9 protein-coding genes and 5 pseudogenes are annotated in these 20,526 nt (G+C 45.1%); 10 read left to right on the forward strand and 4 right to left on the reverse strand.

Translation table 11 applies throughout. The features are described 5' to 3' along the window. Window positions 1-21 precede the first annotated feature (21 nt). Both DW830_RS06575 and DW830_RS06580 read right to left on the reverse strand, forming a co-directional pair. A pseudogene (locus DW830_RS06575) lies at window positions 22-3,017 on the reverse strand (SusC/RagA family TonB-linked outer membrane protein). A 101-nt stretch (window positions 3,018-3,118) separates the two neighbouring features. Then, complete coding sequence (locus tag DW830_RS06580; protein WP_119249345.1) at window positions 3,119-4,483, reverse strand: glycoside hydrolase family 28 protein; 1,365 nt, start codon at window positions 4,481-4,483, stop codon at window positions 3,119-3,121. 352 nt (window positions 4,484-4,835) lie between these two features. Between DW830_RS06580 and argR the strand changes: the two genes are divergently transcribed. From argR to proB, 10 genes and pseudogenes are all read left to right on the forward strand, one after another. Then, on the forward strand, window positions 4,836-5,321 hold the full coding sequence (gene argR / locus DW830_RS06585) for an arginine repressor (RefSeq protein ID WP_089544439.1): 486 nt from the start codon (window positions 4,836-4,838) through the stop codon (window positions 5,319-5,321). 64 nt (window positions 5,322-5,385) lie between these two features. Continuing rightward, window positions 5,386-5,991: a GNAT family N-acetyltransferase gene (locus tag DW830_RS06590; protein WP_117662209.1), complete on the forward strand. Its 606-nt coding sequence runs from the start codon at window positions 5,386-5,388 to the stop codon at window positions 5,989-5,991. Between the two features lie 74 nt (window positions 5,992-6,065). After that, window positions 6,066-7,249, forward strand: a pseudogene (locus DW830_RS06595) (argininosuccinate synthase); the annotation flags it as partial. Between the two features lie 19 nt (window positions 7,250-7,268). Then, entirely contained in the window at window positions 7,269-8,270 is a 1,002-nt protein-coding gene (gene argC / locus DW830_RS06600; RefSeq protein ID WP_119249346.1) for an N-acetyl-gamma-glutamyl-phosphate reductase, read from the forward strand. An 88-nt stretch (window positions 8,271-8,358) separates the two neighbouring features. Then, complete coding sequence (locus DW830_RS06605) at window positions 8,359-9,501, forward strand: aspartate aminotransferase family protein (protein ID WP_119249347.1); 1,143 nt, start codon at window positions 8,359-8,361, stop codon at window positions 9,499-9,501. A gap of 254 nt (window positions 9,502-9,755) precedes the next feature. After that, the gene (locus DW830_RS06610) at window positions 9,756-10,811 is read left to right on the forward strand and encodes a YhcG family protein (RefSeq protein ID WP_117662205.1); all 1,056 of its coding nucleotides are present in this window, start codon (window positions 9,756-9,758) and stop codon (window positions 10,809-10,811) included. A gap of 1,020 nt (window positions 10,812-11,831) precedes the next feature. Beyond that, complete coding sequence (locus DW830_RS06615) at window positions 11,832-12,614, forward strand: pyrroline-5-carboxylate reductase family protein (RefSeq protein WP_119249348.1); 783 nt, start codon at window positions 11,832-11,834, stop codon at window positions 12,612-12,614. A gap of 23 nt (window positions 12,615-12,637) precedes the next feature. After that, window positions 12,638-13,192, forward strand: coding sequence for a helix-turn-helix domain-containing protein (locus DW830_RS06620; protein WP_119249349.1), 555 nt, complete (start codon window positions 12,638-12,640; stop codon window positions 13,190-13,192). Between the two features lie 32 nt (window positions 13,193-13,224). Beyond that, window positions 13,225-14,885: pseudogene (locus tag DW830_RS06625) on the forward strand (AMP-binding protein). Window positions 14,886-14,948: 63 nt separating this feature from the next. Further along, a pseudogene (gene proB, locus DW830_RS06630) lies at window positions 14,949-15,719 on the forward strand (glutamate 5-kinase); the annotation flags it as partial. A gap of 107 nt (window positions 15,720-15,826) precedes the next feature. On the opposite strand, the gene DW830_RS06635 reads toward proB, so the two are convergent. Together DW830_RS06635 and DW830_RS06640 are read right to left on the reverse strand one after the other, a co-directional pair. Next, window positions 15,827-18,007 (reverse strand): alpha-galactosidase, encoded by a 2,181-nt coding sequence (locus DW830_RS06635; protein ID WP_119249350.1) that lies wholly within the window; start codon window positions 18,005-18,007, stop codon window positions 15,827-15,829. An 80-nt stretch (window positions 18,008-18,087) separates the two neighbouring features. After that, window positions 18,088-20,366 (reverse strand): annotated as a pseudogene (locus DW830_RS06640) (TonB-dependent receptor). Between the last annotated feature and the right edge of the window lie 160 nt (window positions 20,367-20,526).

Raw genomic sequence — 20,526 nt, forward strand, 5'->3', positions numbered from 1 at the left:
GTCGATATACTGTGGCGCAGCCTATTTCTTCTTGCTTCCACCGAAATTAATCTTCACACCTACCATGAAGGTACGTGTATGTGGATAACGGCTCCAACGGTAATCGATACCAGGATCAATGCCACCCATGTTTACCTCTGGGTCAAGTCCCTTGTAACTAGTAATCGTAAAGAGATTGTTGGCAGTTCCGTAAAGAGTCAAGTCCTGAATCCAGTCATTAAAGCAATTACGGAATGTGTAACTCAAAGAGAGCGTCTGAAGACGAACGTAAGATCCTTTCTCTATATAACGGTCCGAAGGAAGTGAGCTTGAAGCATCACCAACAGGATTAGAAAGGAATTCTTTCAATACGTTCTTACCATCTGAGAACATTTGAGCAGCCGTATAGTGAGCGCGAGGACTATTATAAACGTCATTACCGAACACACCTGTGATAAATGCGTTCAGACTCCAGTTCTTATAAGTAAGCGTATTGTTCCAACCTGCATTGAGCTTAGGTTGCGCACAACCAGTTATAGAACGGTCTTTCAAACTTGGATTGTTGGTGGTTTCGCCTGTACGATTACCATTTTCGTCAAGAACGTAGTACTCTGAGCGACCATTTACAGTTCCAGCATACTGATATGTATAGAATGTACCAATAGGTTCGCCCTCCATAATTCTCTGTGTCCAACCATCAGCAGAAACACCAGCTACCATTGGGTCACCTTGGGTGAGATTAGTAGTATGGAATGTCTCATTCTGCATCTTATCGACAGTATTCTTGTTATGAGAGAGATTAAGGGTAGTACTCCACATGAAATTCTTGGTACGAACAGGCACCGCATTCAATGTGAACTCAATACCCTTATTGGTCATCTCACCCACATTGGCATCCATCCAACCATATATGTACTGAGTCGTAGAAACAGGATAGCTCCAAATCAAGTCCTTGGTCTTCTTATGATAAACTTCTACAGTACCATTTAGACGTCCCTTCAAGAATGCGAAGTCGAGACCAATGTTCAACATACCTGTTGACTCCCACTTCAAATCAGGGTTTGCATTCTTGGTTGCACCGTATGTGCGATAAGTCTTACCATCATATACGAATGTACCAGAAGCACCATACGTATTATAAGAAGAATACACATCGAAGCCCATGGCATTACCAGAAATACCATAACCCGCACGAAGTTTCAAGTTATCGAAGATATGCTGGTTTTGCATAAATTTCTCCTCAGTGATATTCCAGGCAGCAGATACAGATGGGAAAGTTCCCCAACGATTGTTCTTGCCGAATACCGAAGAACCGTCACGACGAATGGTTGCCTGAAGCATATAACGACTGTCAAAAGAGTAGTTCACACGACCGTAGAAAGAGATGTTACGTACTTTCTCCAAATAGCCGCTCTGAACGGAGTTCTGAACACCCAAGATGGTTTGTGCGTATGACATATTATACCATCCAAGATCATCATTATAGTAACCTTCAACACTGAGACCGAATCCATCGTTATTCTTCTTTTCTTCCCAAGAATAACCAGCCATCAGGTCAACCTTGTTCTTACCGGCCTTAAAGTTGTAGTTCAGATAAGTCTCAAAAGTCTGTTCACGACCAAAATAGGTGTTACGGGTTGCCTGACCATTCTTGTTACCAATACCCTCTAACTGAGAGTTACGGGTATTATAGGCACTATAAGTACTTTGATAATTACTCCAAGAATAGTTGACATTCCAGACCAATCCTTTCCAGAGTTCAAGTGCTGTCTTTCCAACAAACTGGTTACGTTCCATACTGTCTCAGACTTATTTTCCTCCATCAATGCAAGAGGGTTATAGTTCTTGGAGCCAGAGCCTACAGTCCATGTTCCATCCGTATTCTTCACTGCATTAGTAGGAGAATAATAGTTCATGGCATCAAGCACAGATGCGCCCTCATTGCCAGATGGTACGCCAAAGTGTTTGCCATACATCATATTCGCACCTATAGAAATCGTAAGGTGGTCTTTCAATGTCTTGGTTGATACAAGAGAACGGACATTGAAACGGTCAAAGCCTGTCATCTTGATGACACCCTCACGCTTTCTGAGATCGCCACTTATCATATAACTAGTAGAACCATTGCCACCACTAATGTTTACATTATGATTATGACTGATACCAGTACGAAGCACCTCGTCTTGCCAATCCGTATTGGCACCACCATCCTTGAGAGTTATATTGTTGTCCTTTGCATACTGACGCAAGTCATCAGCTGTACACACATCATATTTCTTCAGTATATTGTCAATAGCTACATAGCCATTATAGGTTACATTGGTTCTTTCCTTAGAACCCTTCTTGGTGGTAATGATGATTACACCATTGGCAGCCTTAGAACCATAGATGGCTGTTGCCGTAGCATCACGAAGCACGTCAATAGACTCGATATCTTCTGGAGACACAATAGAAATATCAACTCCAGGGATTCCATCCACTACATAGTAAGGTGACATGGCACCCGTACGGAGAGTAGAAGCACCACGAAGGGTAATAGTAGGAGAACCGTTAGGATCGGCAGTAGAAGAAACCACCAAACCCGGAACCTTACCCTGAAGCATCTGACCAGGATCGGTGAACACGCCACGGTTCAAATCCTCAGCCTTTACGGTTGTGATGGAAGAAGTAACATCCTTACGGCGCATCGTACCATAACCTACAACTACGACCTCATTCAAGGCCGTATTATCTTCCTGCATAACAATCTGGCTGTTAGAGCCAGCCTTTACCGTCTGCGGTGTAAATCCTATGTAAGAGAGCTTCAGCTTCGCTCCCGGCTTCACATTCAAGGTATAGTTACCATTTATATCGGTAACCGCACCATTGTTAGTACCTACCTCCATGACGCTTACGCCTATAAGAGGTTCTCCATTGGCATCCTTCACGGTGCCGCTGACCTTACTTTGTGCAAATGTGAGTGTACTCACCAGCAGAAGGGCGGAAGAAAACAATACTCTTTTCATGCTTCTTCCATTTGTCTTTTGTACTATTTGCATAACTTATTAGATTTTGTTATAAATAATCGGATGCAAAGGTAGTACTACCTTATTACACCTGTTTAAGATTTTAGTTTCAATTTTATGAAAAGACTGTTTTCTTAGTCGTCTATTCCGAAAGTCTTTCCTCCATAATTTACTTTCGGTCCAACTTGTACTCTCAGATCATCAAACTCTACGTTCCTGGCATTTTCTACATAGACTCCATATACCTTATTATATATAAAGCCCTCGCCACGACATGGGCGCTTGTCATACATGCCGCCATCATAGCCTGTCAGTTTCTTCAAGTTGAGATGTACATTGTTGAAATAGATATTGTTTACTTTATCCCGGGTATCTCCGCCGATAAAGCATCCGTTTTCTGAAGTGGCATAAATATGATTAAAGTAGATATGGCTCACCTCGCCACATCTTCCTACAGTCTGCCCCTTAGGAAAACGCCAGTTGGCATCCTTGTGATTTCCATTGGCACGAGGGTAAGAAGTTACATAAATAGGTTCTGCCTTGCCCCACCATACATCGCTCCACAGCTGGCAATCCAGAATGATATTAGAGAAAACCACATTGCTCACGGTTCCCTCATCACGATTTTGAATACCAAGACCACGGTTGCTACCTTTGATCACGCAATTGTCGATAACCACATTATAGATGGAATCCATATTCTCGCTGCCAATCTTCACGGTACAGCTGCGACTTTCCATCACACAATTCGTTACCACGATGTCGTGACAAGAACCATATTCTTCAAACTCACGGCGGTTTTTCAGGCAGATGGCGTCATCGCCACTGGTGATATGACAATTGGCAATGCGCACATTCTTGCTATGATCGATATCAATGCCATCACCATTACGAATCTTGAGATTGTTGAGCAGATTGATGCCATCAATCACAGCCCCATCACATCCAATGAGATGTACCGTCCAGTAAGCACCTTCCCGAATGGTAATATCACGGATATTGAGATTCCTGACTCCCATCAGGGTAAGCACGTGCGGGCGGGGATCGAAAGTAGTGACCGGCTTGAGCTCGTAACTATCAAAAAGTTCAGCACCCATAAACTTGATACCATTGCCATGAATCGTACCATGACCCGAGAACGAAAGATTCTCCACATCCTTCGCCCATATCCACATCATACCCTCACCCTCATTCTTACCGAAGGCACTGAGATGGTAGATACTTTCATCGGGATTGGCTTTCCAGACGGAATTGGTTTCCAGAACGATGTTCACATTCGATTTCAACTGTACAGGTCCTGACAGGAAAGTATGATTGGCGGAAAAGACCACATCTCCCCCTCCGGCATTCGTACAAGCATCCACAGCTTTCTGAATGGCGATTGCGTCATCACTGATTCCGTTACCTCGAGCACCGAAATCCATCACATTGAAATTACGCCCATAGACAATACAGGGTATGGCTAGTAAAATCAATAAGTTTAGCGTTAATTTATTCATCGGCTTAAAGATTTGTTTCGGCAAAAATAAACAAAAAAAACAATAAATGCAAGCTTTTTAGTAAAAAATATAAGTTTCAACAATAAAAAATCCCTTTTTTATTCCTGCTAACCCACTTTTACTATGATTTCAAACGTATATATAATGCCAAAGGAAACACCAGGAAACAAACCAAACCTATTCGACACAGTATTCCAGACAAGCCGTATGCATATTTATGCCGCATATTTCCTGCATATTTCTGTCATTCTACAACAATTTATCGTAAATATGCAATTTTTATACGTATTTTCTTGGCGTTTTCATATATTTATTGTAATTTTGCAACCACAAACGAATAAAAATACAGCGTATGAAAGTAAAGAACAACAGATTAGAAGCATTAAAGATGCTTATCTCTAGCCAAGAGCTAAGTTCGCAGGAACAACTCTTGCAAGCTTTGCACAAAGAAGGATTTGAGATAACGCAAGCCACATTGAGCCGCGACCTCAAGCTGCTCAAGGTAGCCAAGGCTGCTTCATCCAGCGGAAAATACGCATACGTCTTACCCAATGATGCACTCTACAAACGTGTCACTCACCCTATGTCCATCAGCAAGATGGGACTGAGTACAGGATTTCAATCCATCAATTTCTCAGGCAACATGGTAGTTATCAAGACACGTCCGGGATATGCGAGCAGTATCGCCTACAACATCGACAACAGCGATATTCCTCAAATCCTTGGAACCATCGCAGGAGATGACACCATCTTCCTGGTCAAGAAGAAGGGTACTACAGAAGAGGAAATCATTGACATCTTGTCGGAAGTGATTCCGGAGCTCAATCATAGATATTAATTGATGGTTGACAGGTATTATAACAACAGATTACAAATAAGAACATTCAAAATATAAAGAGAAAATGGAAGAAGTTAAAGTAATGGTGGCTGACGAAAGTCACATCAAGTACATCGACACCATTCTGACTACAATTGCAGAAGCTGCAAAGAAGCGTGGTTCTGGTATCGCCAAGCGTTCACCAGAGTATGTTGCCACCAAGATGCGCGAAGCCAAGGCGGTCATCGCTCTCCAGGGCGAGAAGTTCGCAGGTTTCAGCTACATCGAAACATGGGGCAACAAGCACTATGTCACCACATCAGGTTTGATCGTCCACCCAGACTTCCGTGGTTTGGGACTGGCTAAACGCATCAAGAACCTGACCTTCACGCTCGCCCGACAGCGATGGCCTCATGCCAAGATTTTCTCTTTGACATCCGGTTCGGCTGTCATGAAGATGAACACCCAGTTGGGTTATCTTCCAGTTACTTTCGCCGACCTGACCGATGATGAGTCATTCTGGCGTGGTTGCGAGGGTTGCATCAACGTAGATGTGCTCCATCGCACCAACCGCAAATACTGCATCTGCACCGCCATGCTCTTCGACCCAGAAGAACATCTGCCTATCAAGCTTCCTCAGGAAGTGATTGAGAGAATCCGCAAGATTGACGGTCCATCTGCAGAAATTTAAATCCTTATATATAATAAGGTGTTGGCAAGAATGCCATCTAAACATTATTCACCACATATTAAACATAAAATAAAATGGCAAACAAGAAAGTTGTAGTCGCTTTCAGCGGCGGTCTCGATACATCATACACAGTAATGAAGTTGACCCAGGAAGGCTGGGATGTTTATGCAGCATGCGCTAACACTGGTGGTTTCTCTGCCGAGCAGTTGAAGACCAACGAGGAGAACGCATATAAGTTGGGTGCAAAGGCATACGTCACTCTCGACGTTACCCACGAGTATTACGAGAAATCATTGAAATACATGATTTTCGGTAATGTGCTCCGCAACAACTGCTACCCTATCTCTGTATCTTCAGAGCGTATCTTCCAGGCTATCGCCATCGCACGCTACGCCAAGGAGATTGGTGCTGATGCCATCGCTCACGGAAGTACAGGTGCCGGCAACGACCAGATTCGTTTCGACATGACCTTCCTGGTGATGGCTCCTGGTGTAGAGATCATCACCTTGACACGTGACAAGGCACTTTCTCGTAAGGAGGAGGTTGATTACCTGAACGAGCATGGTTTCTATGCAGACTTCACCAAGTTGAAGTATTCTTATAACGTAGGTATCTGGGGAACCAGTATCTGCGGTGGTGAGATTCTCGACCCAACCCAGGGTCTCCCAGAGGAGGCTTACCTGAAGCACGTTACAGCCAAGGAAGAAGAGGCTGAGCTGAAGATTACCTTCGAGAAAGGTGAGATTGTAGCTGTCAACGGCGAGAAGTTTGATGATAAGGTGGCTGCCATCCAGAAGATTGAGGAGATTGGTGCTTCTTACGCCATCGGTCGCGACTGCAACGTGGGTGATACCATCATCGGTATCAAGGGTCGTGTAGCTTTCGAGGCTGCAGCTCCTAAGCTCATCATCGAGCTCACCGCCTGTTGGAAAAGAGCACATTGAGCAAGTGGCAGCAGTACTGGAAGGATCAGGTAGGCAACTGGTACGGAATGTTCCTCCACGAGAGCCAGTACCTGGAGCCAGTGATGCCGGATATCGAGGCAATGCTGACTTCTTCTCAGCGCAACGTCAACGGTACTGCTATCCTGAAGCTTCGTCCATACAGTTTCCAGACTGTAGGAATCGATTCACCAGACGATTTGACCAAGTCTAAGCTCGGTGAGTATGGTGAGATGCAGCACGGTTGGACAGCCGAGGATGCGAAGGGCTTCATCAAGGTAAGCTCTACCCCACTCCGTGTTTATTATGGTATGCACCTAACGAGGAAAGATAATGATGGTAAAAGTTGGTATTTTAGGAGCAGCTGGTTATACAGGAGGCGAGTTGATTCGCCTCCTCATCAACCATCCAGAGGCAGAGATTGTATTCGCCAATAGCGAGAGTAACGCCGGCAACCTGGTGGCTGAGGTTCACGAGGGATTGTATGGCGAGACTGATTTGAAGTTTACCGCCGAGATGCCTTTCGACCAGGTGGATGTCATCTTCTTCTGCTTCGGTCACGGCAAGAGCGAGGCGTTCCTGAAGGAGCACAATGTTCCGGAGAACGTGAAGATTATCGATTTGGCACAAGACTTCCGTCTTGCCCCTGAGACTGTGGTTGCTACCCAGCAGCCAACCCCAGCCGCTCACGATTTTGTATATGGTCTTCCAGAAATAAATGAATCAAAAATAGCCGTAGCTCAGCACGTGGCAAACCCAGGTTGTTTTGCAACTTGCATTCAACTTGGTTTGTTGCCTGCTGCTAAGATGGGCCTCATCAACAGCGATGTATCTGTCAATGCCATTACCGGTAGTACAGGTGCTGGTCAGAAGCCAGGTACCACTACCCATTTCTCATGGCGCAACAACAACATGAGCATCTACAAGGCTTTCAACCATCAGCACGTGCCAGAGATTCGTGAGAGTCTGAAGCAGACACAGGGTTATCTCGATGCAGCCATCGACTTCATCCCTTACCGTGGCGATTTCGCCCGCGGCATCTTCGCTACTGAAGTGGTGAAGACCGATAAGCCTATCGAAGAAATCGTGGCAGGTTACAAGGAGTTCTACAAGAATGCCAAGTTCACCCACTATGTGGATAAGGCTATCGACCTGAAGCAGGTGGTGAATACCAACAAGTGCCTGGTTCATGTGGATAAGTATGGCGATAAACTCCTCATCACTTCCTGCATCGATAACCTTCTGAAGGGTGCCGTAGGTCAGGCTGTACAGAACATGAACATCATGTTTGGTCTCGACCAGACTGCAGGTTTAAAACTCAAGCCATCAGCATTTTAGATAAAAGAATTCGGAAGAACGGATGAAAAATCATTCGTTCTTCTATCATATATAAATTCTTCAATCACATATAAAATAAGAAAACAATATGAATTTATACGACGTATATCCTCTTTTCGATATTAACATTGTAAAAGGACAGGGCTGCAAGGTATGGGACGACAAAGGTCAGGAATATCTCGACCTCTATGGCGGTCATGCCGTTATCAGCATCGGTCATTGCCATCCTCACTATGTGGAGATGCTCACCAATCAGTTGAACAACCTGGGTTTCTATTCCAACTCTGTCATCAACAAGTTGCAGGTGAAACTCGCTGAGCGTCTGGGCAAGGCTAGCGGTTATGAGGATTACCAGTTCTTCCTCATCAACTCGGGTGCCGAGGCAAACGAGAATGCCCTGAAGTTGGCTTCTTTCACCAACGGCAGAACCCGTGTGCTCTCTTTAGAAAAAGCATTCCACGGCAGAACATCCCTTGCCGTAGAGGTAACAAATAATCCAAAGATTATCGCACCTATCAATGATAATGGTCACGTAACCTATCTTCCTATCAACGATTTGGAGGCTTGGGAGAAGGAACTTGCCAAGGGCGATGTCTGTGCTTGTATCATCGAGGCTATTCAGGGCGTAGGTGGCTGCAACATGGTAACTCCTGAGTTTGCTCAGGGCTTGCAGGCAGCCTGCAAGAAATACGGCACTTTCCTGATTTGCGATGAAATCCAGTGCGGTTATGGCAGAAGCGGTAAGTTCTTCGCTCACCAGTGGTTGGGCATCAAGCCAGATCTCATCACCGTAGCCAAGGGTATCGGTAATGGTTTCCCTATGGGTGGCGTGTTGATTTCTCCAGAGTTTACTCCTGTATATGGTCAGCTGGGTACTACCTTCGGTGGCAACCATCTGGCATGTACAGCAGCTCTCGCCGTTCTCGATGTTTTCGAGAAGGAGAACCTGGTAGAGAATGCGCATGAGGTTGGTGAATACCTCATCGCCCAGCTGAAGGAATTGCAGAAGCGCAACAGCCATATCACAGAAGTTCGTGGCCGTGGTTTGATGGTAGGTGCCGTACTCGATATTCCTCATAAGGAAGTTCGCAGCAAGCTCATCCACGAGCAGCACTGCTTCACCGGTTGCGCTGGAACAAATATCCTCCGTATCCTCCCTCCATTGGTATTGACCAAGGAGAATGTGGATGACTTCATCGGAAGATTGGAAACCGTATTGAAGGAAGTATAAACCCATTGAGATAAGAATATAAAGAAAACTCAACCCATAAAAGAAATAGGAATCACTCCTATCGTGAGCAGCAAGCCCTTTGCGGTTTGCTGCTTTTTTGTTTCCCTTATAGGAAAAGTGTAGTTTTATCTTGGTTATTTCGTAGGAAAAGTGTATATTTGCAGCCGTAATCCTTGGAATGGTGTATAAAACAGCTGCACTTATTCGCATCTTAATATGGCAAATAATATTAAACAGGCTTATAAACATATAAAATGACAACAGACAATAAAGACAACAGGTTCTCAATAGAGAACAGCGATTATGCCGAGATACTGCGACACGCTGTCGCAGTAATTGAGCATGCTCGGACAGAAATAGCCCGACATGTTAATGGCTATGTCTCTACCGCTTATTGGGAGATTGGTCAAATACTTCATGAGCGCAAGATTGAAAGTGGGTATGGTGACAGAGTTGTAAGACGGTTGTCAGCAGACCTGAAAGAACGCTATCCAAAGATGGGTGTTTCACCACGAAATCTGTGGGATATGAAGAAATTCTACGAACGCTTTTGTCACTCAGATATAAAAGTGCGACAAGCTGTCGCACTTTTGCCTTGGGGACATATATTGCGTCTTCTTCAGAAAGTTGGCAATGACGATGCAGCAATGCTTTTCTATGCACAAGAGACACGTTCCAAAGGTTGGAATCGCGACTTGTTGCTCAATGCCATCAAACTCAATATGTATGAGACACAAGCATTGGCACGAGTAGACAACAATTTCGACCGTACTCTTCCTGCCGAACAAGCGCAGTATGCCAACGAAGTGTTTAACAGCAGCTATAATCTTGGTTTCTTGGGAGTAACAAGTCCTATTTTGGAGCTTGAACTTGAAGACCGCCTTGTAAAAGCTATCACCCGTTTCCTTATGGAACTTGGTAATGGCTTCACTTTCATTGGCAACCAGCATGTATTGGAATACAATGGTAAAGAAAGCAAGGTAGATATGCTGTTTTTCCATCGTGGACTGCGCTGCCTTGTTGCTGTTGACTTAAAAATAGGGGCTTTCAAACCAGAGTATGCAGGCAAGATGAACTATTATCTGTCTCTGCTTGACCGTCTTGAACGTGGTGCAAACGAGAACCGTTCCATAGGAATCATACTTTGTGCGGAAAAAGACCGTGTAGAGGTGGAACTTGCACTTGAAGATATGGGAAAACCTATCGGAGTGGCAGACTATCAGCTGATAGTACCGAAAGAGAAATTACAGAAAGTCCTTACTGATGAGATAAAGGCATTTAGTGAGGAAAAAGAAAAAAAGATTAATTGAGCAAGCAAATGTCAAAAGCAAATAACAGAGCGGCAGCCGATACATTTTTGGCTGTCGCTCTTGGCGTTTTTTAAAAAAGTTATTACCTTTGCCAACAGGAAGAGACAACGCAAGAGTAACTAATGAATTCCTCACTCTTCGTTCTTCACTTACGAACATGACAGAGAAACGACAGAAAATTGCTTCCTCTGCCTTCGCAAAAAAAATGGGAAGGCTGGTGATATGAGAAGGGAGAAATCACAGCTTTAGTAGTCATAAATAAATTCTAACTGTACGGTTGAAACGGGCTGAAAGCCCAAACCTTGCTTCTGCCCTTTACCTTTCCCTTCGGTCGGTGACCGTTGGCTCAGGTCGTATTGAGTATTTCCAAACGTACAGGCCAAATAACTTTACAGATTAAGATATAGCGAAAATATCTCTTAAGGGAAGATTTTATTTCCCTTAAGGAAAAAAATATTTTCCCTTAAGGAAAAATACAAATATCCTTAAGGGAAAATTTTCAATCCCTTCTTTCCCCATTTTATGGGTGTTTCTTCTTGTTTTACTCTTTCTTGAATATTATTTACATAGCTAGGAGAATAAAAAGGGGATAGGATAAAAATGAAATAATAATTGTAACTACTCTTGCTCATAGGGGTACTGAGTTGTTAGCAGCATTCTCCACAAAACGAATCCGCAGGTTCACAAAAAACACGCTACCTCCAGCCATACTTTTTAAATATTTTGCTTACCTTTGCACCAAACTTATCAGTATGGAAGAATATCTCATCATATCAAATGCCAACTTCTTGCCCAGAGTGGCTTCCGATAATGACAAATGGAGCATTGTGGTTAAAGGCAATAGGCAAGGAGAAGACGACCAAGGACGTGGATACTTCCAGAATGGGAGTAAACTAGCGAAATTCTTAGAATATCGTCAGTAAACAAGCGTACTTTCTTAAAAAATCGTCTATAGACACGCTATTTTCAGATAAAAGTAGTATCTTTGCACCGTAATTGCATTTTAACTATAAGACGACAATGAAAATAACAATTATCGGAGCAGGTGCTATGGGCGGTGCTATGGCTGAAGGACTCTTGCAGAGCGAGAAGTTCACTCCATCAGATATTACGGTATCAGACCATAACCAACCAGTATTGGATCACTTCGCAAGCGAAGGAGCCAGCGTAACTCTCGACAACCAGTTGGCTTGCCACGGCGCAGACATCGTATGCGTGGTAGTAAAACCATGGTGCGTGGAGAAGACATTGAAGGGTATCAAGGATGCACTCAACTACAAGAATCAGAAACTCGTAGTGGTAGCAGCCGGTGTGCCATCAGCCAACATCAAGGAGTGGCTGGATAAGGATGGTATCACCCCAACCTTCTTCCTCGTGATGCCAAACATCGCCATCGCCTACAAGCAGTCGATGACCTTCATCACTCCTGTAGATGCATCTGCCACAGAAACCCAGCAAATTACAGAAATCTTCGATGAATTGGGCGAAAGCCTCATCATGGAAGAACGCCTCTTCCCTGCTGCCACCGCTATGTCGTGTGCCATCGCTTACGCCATGCGCTATGTAAGAGCCAATGTGGAAGGCGGCGTAGAGATGGGCTTCAAGGCTAAGGATGCCCAGAAGATTGTCTTGCAGACCATCAAGGGTGCCGTAGAGCTGCTTCAGGAAACTGGCGAACACCCAGAGGCTGCCATTGATAAGGTTACTACTCCTGGTGGCTGCACCATCAAGGGCCTCAACACCATGGAACAGGGCGGCTTTACTAGCGCAGTCATCAATGGTTTGCTGGCAGGAAAAAGATAAAACAACCAATAAAATATTCGATTATGGACGAAGCAATTAAGCAAATCGGTGAAAGACTGAAAGGTCTCCGTGAGGTTCTCAACATCCCGGCTGAGGAGGTGGCTGAACTTTGCGAAATCAGTCTTGATCACTATCTCAAGATTGAGTCGGGAGAAGCCGACCCTTCTGTGTATCGACTTTCAAAAATTTCCAAGCGATACGGCATCGACCTTGACGTATTGCTCTTCGGCGAGGAACCTCGCATGAAGGGATACTACGTTACCCGCAAGGGACAGGGACCGGAGATAGACCGCAACAACCAGTATAAATACCAGAGCCTTGCCGTAGGATTCAAGGATAGAAAGGTGAATCCATTTATGGTACAGGTGGATCCGTTGCCAGGCGACAAGAAGCCAAATAAGAACGGACACGACGGACAGGAATATGATTATGTGATTGAGGGACAGCTGGAAGTTACCATCGAAGAGAAGGTGATGGTGCTGAACCCGGGCGACAGCATCTACTTTGACAGCAAGAAGTCACACTGCTTCCGCTCACTCAACGGTGAGTCTGCCAAGTTCCTTTGCATCATCATTTAAGTTTCCTTATATCATTATTTAGAAGAGTAACTATGATTGAGAGATTTCTTAAACAGACAAAATTCACTTCAGAGCAAGACTTCAAGGAGCATCTGGAGTTTATCATACCAGAAGATTTCAACTTCGCCTACGACGTGATGGACGAATGGGCAAAGATCAAACCAGACCACGTGGCGCTGCTTTGGGCAAGCGAACGAGGTGAGGAAATCCGTTTCACATACAAGGACCTGAAGGAGCAGAGCGACAAGGCTGCCGCTTACTTCCAGAGTCTCGGTATCGGTCACGATGATAAGGTGATGCTGATTCTGAAGCGTCACTATCAGTGGTGGCTCGCCATGCTAGGCCTCCACAAGTTGGGCGCCGTAGCCATCCCTGCCACCCACATGCTTACCAAGCACGACATCATTTACCGCAACAATGCAGCAAGCGTAAAGGCGATTATCTGCTGCGGCGATGATTACGTGGTAGAGCAGATTAACGAGGCAATACCAGAGAGTCCTACAGTCAAGACTTTAATCAGTATCGGTCCAGATATCCCGGAAGGTTTCCACGACTGGATGAAGGAATGGAACGAATGTGCTCCTTTTGTTCGCCCAGAACATGTAAACTCTAATGAGGATACCCTGCTGATGTACTTCACATCTGGAACCACTGGCGAGCCAAAGATGGTAGCACACGATCACCTCTATGCTCTCGGTCATCTGACCACGGGTGTATATTGGCACAATCTCCATGAGAACTCCATCCATCTTACCGTAGCCGATACCGGTTGGGGCAAGGCTGTATGGGGCAAGCTCTACGGACAATGGTTTGCCGGAGCCACCGTCTTCGTCTTCGATCACGAGAAGTTTACTGCTGATAAGATCATGCGCCAGATTGAGAAGTATCACATCACCTCTTTCTGTGCCCCTCCTACTATCTACCGCTTCATGATTCAGGAGGATTTCTCTAAATATGACCTCAGCAGTCTTGAATACTGCACCACTGCGGGTGAGGCTATGAACCCATCCGTGGCAGAAACCTTCCAGAAGCTGACAGGTGTTCAGATTTACGAGGGCTTTGGACAGACTGAGACTACGATGACACTCGGAACCTTCCCTTGGATCAAGCCAAAGCCAGGAAGCATGGGCAAGCCAAACCCACAATATGATGTTCACATCCTCCGCCCAGACATGACGGAATGCGAGGATGGTGAAAAGGGCGAAATTTGCATCCGCATCGGCGACAACAAGCCTATCGGTCTCTTCAAATATTACTATCGTGATGAAAAGCAGACCAAATCGGTTTGGCACGATGGTTACTATCACACAGGCGATATGGCTTGGCGTGATGAGGAAGGCTACTTCTGGTTTGAGGGAAGAATCGATGACGTGATCAAGAGTTCTGGCTACCGCATCGGTCCTTTCGAGGTAGAGAATGCCTGATGACTCACCCTGCCGTAGTAGAGTGCGCCATCACCGGTGTGCCAGACCCAATCCGCGGCATGGTTGTCAAGGCAACCGTCGTATTGAAGGATGAATACAAGAGTATGGCAGGTCCAGACCTCATCAAGAAGCTGCAGAATCATGTGAAGCATGAGACTGCTCCTTACAAATATCCTCGCATCATCGAATTCGTAGATGAATTGCCAAAGACCATCTCCGGTAAGATTCGAAGAGTAGAGATTCGAGAAAAAGACAATAAAAAGAAATAATGATTGTTGGAGCAAAGGATTTGAAAAAACAGAATCCTTGCTCCAACTAAATATCAGCATAAAATGGGAAAAAGAATCGTAGTAAAGGTGGGCAGCAACGTGCTGACACGAGAAGACGGAAAACTGGATGTAACGAGGATGTCGGCAATTGTGGACCAGATTGTCTGGCTCAGAAAGCACGATTATGAGGTGATTCTGGTATCTTCTGGTGCCGTGGCTGCCGGAAGAGCCGAACTGCACGTTGACCACCATCTGGACAGCGTGGAGCAACGCCAGTTGTTCTCTGCTATCGGACAGGTAAAACTCGTAGGTCTCTATTACAACCTTTTCCGCGAATACAAGATCAAGATAGGTCAGGTATTGACCATGAAGGAGAATTTCGGTGCCGAGGAGCAGTATAAGAACCAGGAAGCCTGCATGCAGGTGATGCTGGAAAACAACGTACTCCCTATCGTCAACGAGAACGATACCGTATGCATTACCGAGCTGATGTTTACGGATAACGATGAGTTGTCTGGCTTGATTGCCAAGATGATGAATGCCGACACTTTGATTCTGTTAAGCAATGTGGATGGCATCTACAATGGCGACCCAAGCGAGCCAACCACCCGCATCATCCCATCGGTTTATTACGACCGCGACATCAGCGAGTATATCCTTGCCAGCAAGAGTAGTCACGGCAGAGGCGGTATGACATCAAAGGTAAAGACCGCCCACGACGTAGCCAATGCCGGCATCAAGGTAATCATCGCCAACGGCAACACGCCAAACATTCTCATCAATCTGAAGGAACATCCGATGGAGACTCTTCATACTGAGTTTGTGGCAAGACCGCTAAACAAGTAAAATCATCAGGGATAAGAAATACAGAAACCTAAAAAAGCAGCAAGCCTATTTATAGACTTTGCTGCTTTTCGTTTTCATTATGAATAGTTGATACGTTATTCTAATACCAATACATGGCTCGTTCCATCTGTCTGGCTGAATACATTCAAACCGACTTTCATCAGATAGTCACCACTATACTGCTTGCCATTGCACTCCAAATCAGATTCCTTACCAGGCATCAGATTAGTCTCCTTTACGGTATAAACCTTATCGGCATCCAATCCCTGCATCTTCACATTCATCAGAGGCTCCTTGTAGCGTGGATGCAAGTCATAAGCAAAGAGAACGGCACGCTGCTTGTCCTTACTTACATAGTTAATGGCACAGTGGTTGCCTTCGTATGGAGAAACCAGGCGATACTGGTCACCCTCAAGAATCATCGGCTTCATACTATCGTAGTTCTTAACAGCATTCTGCACAAACTTATAGTCATCACCAGAAAGCGACTTGAGGTCGATATCAAAGCCCAACTTACATGAACTGCAAACATCGGTGCGGAACTTCACACTGGTATTCTTGTTCCAGTTAGTTACATGCGAACCCATGGTCTTGGCTGGGAAGAACTTTGACAGGCTCCACTGGATGTAGAGACGCTCGTATGGATCCGTATCGTCTGAACACCAGAATTCAGTGAAATACTTAAGCATCTCGTAATCCATTCTGCCACCACCACCAGAACAGAGCATCATCGGCAACTTAGGATACTTGTTATGAATACGAGTAAGCACCTTGTAGATACCACGCACATGATCGATATAGAAATTACCCTGATTCTCCTTATGATATGGAGAATAGATATTGGTAATCACACTGTTGCAGTCCCACTTGAAGTAAGCCACATCCGGATTCTCCGTCATAATACGATCCACGATGCCGAACACATAATCCTGCACCTTAGGATTACTGATATCAAGTACCAGCTGGTTGCGGTAATAATAAGTATCACGCTTTGGCTGCATAATCACCCAGTCGGGATGCTTCTCAAAGAGTTCGCTCTTAGGATTCACCATCTCTGGCTCAATCCAAATACCAAACTTTACACCAGCCTTCTTGGCATCTCTTACCAATCCAGGTATTCCATCAGGCAGCTTGCTCTTGGTTGCCTCCCAGTCGCCGAGACCTGCATGGTCGTCCTTACGAGGATACTTGTTGGCAAACCAACCATCATCAAGCAAGAACATATCTACACCCAGGTCCTTGGCATCCTTCATCAACTCAGCAAGACTCTGCTGGTTGAAGTCGAATCCGGTATTCTCCCAGTTGTTCAAGAGCGTAAGGCGATCTTCCATACCCATGTTTACCTGATACTGGCGAGCCCAATTGTGCAAATTACGGGAAGCCTCACCGATACCATTATCGCTCATGGCAAAGATAAACTCAGGGGTAGTGAACGTCTCACCAGCCTTCAGCTTATAGTTAGAGGCGTATGGATTGATGGCAGGGATAACACGAAGGGCTCCCACGTTATCTACCTCGAAGGTAAAGCGGAAGTTGCCAGGCCATCCGATGGTTCCAAGCATCACCTTGCCCTCATTTTCCTTGGCAGGCTCATCGAATCCCAGTTCAAAGAAAGGCTCCTCCTGCATGGCTGCACGGGTACCCAACTTGGTATCAACTATCTTCTTACCAGCAGTCAACTGGCAAGTCTCAGGCTGGCCTTCCTTAGCCCAGTCGCTATGATAATTGGTAACGAAATACTTGTTTGCCTTAAAATAAAGCATTGTAGAGCTATATCTCCAAAGCGTAACCGGAGCTTTCTCCTTATGAGAAATTTCGCTCCACGCCTTGATGACGTTCTCCTTAGGATAAGCAGCATAGTGGAGCTTCACGGTCAGCGGATATACCTTGTCCTTAAGAGTGATGATGGTCTCAACACCTCCACTGATAGCCTTTTCTTCAGAAGACTGATAATACAAATAGGTGGTCATGTTACCATCCGCATGGGTCACTGCCACTGCTGGCTCGAAGAAATCTTCTGCACCAGAGGTTGCATAAACCTCATGTCCTCGCTGGCAGACGGCACCATCAGAAGCCGCATATACATCCCACTTCAGATGATTGTAATCTGAAGGATTCTTCAACTTGTCACCCAGATACACTTGGTAGAGGCGACCCTTAGGAGAAACTTGCATCACGAGGTCGGTCTTGTCTGTTGACACTCGGATGGTCTTTTGAGCAGATGCCATGATAGATGTCATGCACATCGCTGCGATAATCATAAATACCTTTTTCATCGTTCTTTGGTTTTTATGTGATTGCTTTGTTATAATTAAACGCTATAAAACTTTTGTTATTATCTCATTGTCTTATTATCTTAGAATTTGATTCCTGCGGAGAATTCCACCGTGAACGGACGGAGATAGCTACCACTCATGTACTTGCCATTATATTTTCCGGCTTCCTGCTTGGTAATCAGTTCAGAGCCACTAATGGTACCCTTGGCACCCTTCTCGTTAAAGATATTGATGACACTCACACCAAGGCTCAGCTTCTTGTTCACATTCCAGTTGATTCCACCGAAAGTCTCCCAGTGACCATTGAAATAGAGTGCTTCCTGAAGGTTGGCATAAGTCTTGCCGAAGTAACGGAAGCTCAACCAGGCATTCAGATTCTTGGTGATGTCGTATCTAGGGTCCAACTCAATAAGAACCTGAGGAATCTCCTTAACTATCATGTTGTTGGCATTCACACCCATAGACTGACCATCACTGAACGTTACGCTCGCATTATAGTTCTTATACACCGGCTTCTGATAGGTGAAGAGTGCATGCATGTGGAAGTTCTTGAACGGATTGATTTCTGCCGAGGTTGTCCAACCCAAAGTCTGGATATTATAGATGAGCAGCACCGTCTTGCCCTCTGTAGTGCCAGGCTTGGTAAGATTCTGCTGGTCGATATTGTTCGACTTTGATATGTAGGTCACCATTGAAGAAAGGTCAATCCAATCATTCTTGTAGAAAATACCGCCACGAATCAGTGGGATGGTTACTCGCTTATACTGCTCCTCGGTAGGACCTGTTCCTGCATACTCGCTGATGCGTGGGAAACGGGTGGCGATGGTAGCATCGGTTGTCAAACCAAACTGGCGGGTAAGGTTATACGTCAACTGCAAGGTGGCTGCATAATTCAATTTATCCTTGGTTACGTTCTTTGCTCCGATGCTGTGCTCGGTAGCAACAACAGAACCATCAGCAGCAGTGGCGTATGTATGATAGTTACCCATATGGAATCCTGAGAAACGTGGAGTAGAAATCTGATCGGCAGACATGCGGTAGTACTCCAATCTACCACCATAGAACACCTTGAACTTAGGACTTACCTTCCAATCGTCGGTAAAGTAGAGTGCCAACTTGTTCTCTGATCCCTTGGTGTATTCAGGACTCAACTCATTATAACCGAAAGTCTCAGAACGGCGGGCTGTCTGTGTAGGATCAAGCGGATTGACATACATCTGGCTCAATGTGCGAGGATAAGCTTCTACGGTGCCTGCCCACTGGAACGAAGATGAATAGTAATTGAGATGGTAATACCACTCGTTCAAACCAATCATTAACTTATGGTTGTTCAACTGCTTGGAGATTTCGGTAGTCAAAAGCGCATTGCTCACCTTACCAACATGCAACCAGGTGCGACGGCCTTCTATATAGCCACTGTAGGCAGACCCATCAGAAAGTTGGTAGCCATCAGCCTCGCTCACCTGAGAGATGGTACTTCCTCCGTAATCTACATAATTGGCACGTGGAGCATTCATATACTTGGCGTTGAATTTCCACAACCATCCATTATCAAACTGATACTGGCTGATGAGGCAATCTCATTGGCATGATTCTCACTGCCATCGCTCATATTCCATGTCTCCATCTTTCCTGACTTTGTATTCAAGTATTGGAAAGAACCTTGACGCTGCACGTATGAGTCCATACCAGGGTCAAAGCCATCAATCTTCTTGATACTGCCGTCGCCAGAATAGATAAATGGGGCTGCATTGGCAAAATTGCCAGGGTTCTTGCTGTTGGAATACTTATATAATAAGGAGACACGTCCCTTTCCATCATTCAAGATACGTGTGATACCGAAATGATAAAGTTGGGTACGGTCGGCATAATCAGTAAAGCGAAGCTTGAAACTACCAGGATCGAAATTCTGATACATACTGGCAGTATAAAGCCAATTGTCACCAATTCCACCAGACAGGTTGAGATCTACATTCTGCATACCAAAATGGTTTGCCTTATAGTTAAGCTTGCCCTTGAACTCTTTCTGTCCCAACTCGCTGAAAGAAGAAACTGCGTACGCAATATTACCCGTAGCAATGGCAGACTCAGATGGAGTCATCAAGTCGGTACCTTTCAGTGAGGCATCGCTTCGCCAATGGGCAGAGAGTTTATGTACGGAAGAAGAGTAAACGGCAGGAAGACCGTTCTCATATACGGTTACATCCTCGCTTGGCAATCCTATCTGGATTTCACGAGGCTTGTTGGCATCAGATGCGTTGAGCATCACATTACGCTCTTCCTTTTTCTCCTTGTTTTCAGAATCGTCAGAAGGAAGTGCATACACTTGGCTTGCAGCAGACATCGCTACCAAAGCCATAGAAAATGTACGGATTCTTAAGTTCATAATCTTACAGTTGTTTATTCTTATTTTGTCATGATTTCACTTGCCATCGAATGCGATTCGATTGCGGTTGCAAAGTTAAGGAGATTTTTCAGACATTGGCATCATGTGTAGGTTACGAGTAGATAAATGCCAG

Source organism: Prevotella sp. AM34-19LB (genome assembly GCF_003468525.1).
Taxonomy (GTDB): domain Bacteria; phylum Bacteroidota; class Bacteroidia; order Bacteroidales; family Bacteroidaceae; genus Prevotella.

Excerpts from the sequence above, each read along its gene's own strand:
- DW830_RS06580 (WP_119249345.1), bottom strand. The coding sequence starts at position 4,483 with ATGAATAAATTAACGCTAAACTTATTGATTTTACTAGCCATACCCTGT.
- argC (WP_119249346.1), top strand. The coding sequence starts at position 7,269 with ATGGTAAAAGTTGGTATTTTAGGAGCAGCTGGTTATACAGGAGGCGAG.
- argR (WP_089544439.1), top strand. The coding sequence starts at position 4,836 with ATGAAAGTAAAGAACAACAGATTAGAAGCATTAAAGATGCTTATCTCT.
- DW830_RS06620 (WP_119249349.1), top strand. The coding sequence starts at position 12,638 with ATGGACGAAGCAATTAAGCAAATCGGTGAAAGACTGAAAGGTCTCCGT.
- DW830_RS06590 (WP_117662209.1), top strand. The coding sequence starts at position 5,386 with ATGGAAGAAGTTAAAGTAATGGTGGCTGACGAAAGTCACATCAAGTAC.
- DW830_RS06615 (WP_119249348.1), top strand. The coding sequence starts at position 11,832 with ATGAAAATAACAATTATCGGAGCAGGTGCTATGGGCGGTGCTATGGCT.
- DW830_RS06635 (WP_119249350.1), bottom strand. The coding sequence starts at position 18,007 with ATGAAAAAGGTATTTATGATTATCGCAGCGATGTGCATGACATCTATC.
- DW830_RS06605 (WP_119249347.1), top strand. The coding sequence starts at position 8,359 with ATGAATTTATACGACGTATATCCTCTTTTCGATATTAACATTGTAAAA.
- DW830_RS06610 (WP_117662205.1), top strand. The coding sequence starts at position 9,756 with ATGACAACAGACAATAAAGACAACAGGTTCTCAATAGAGAACAGCGAT.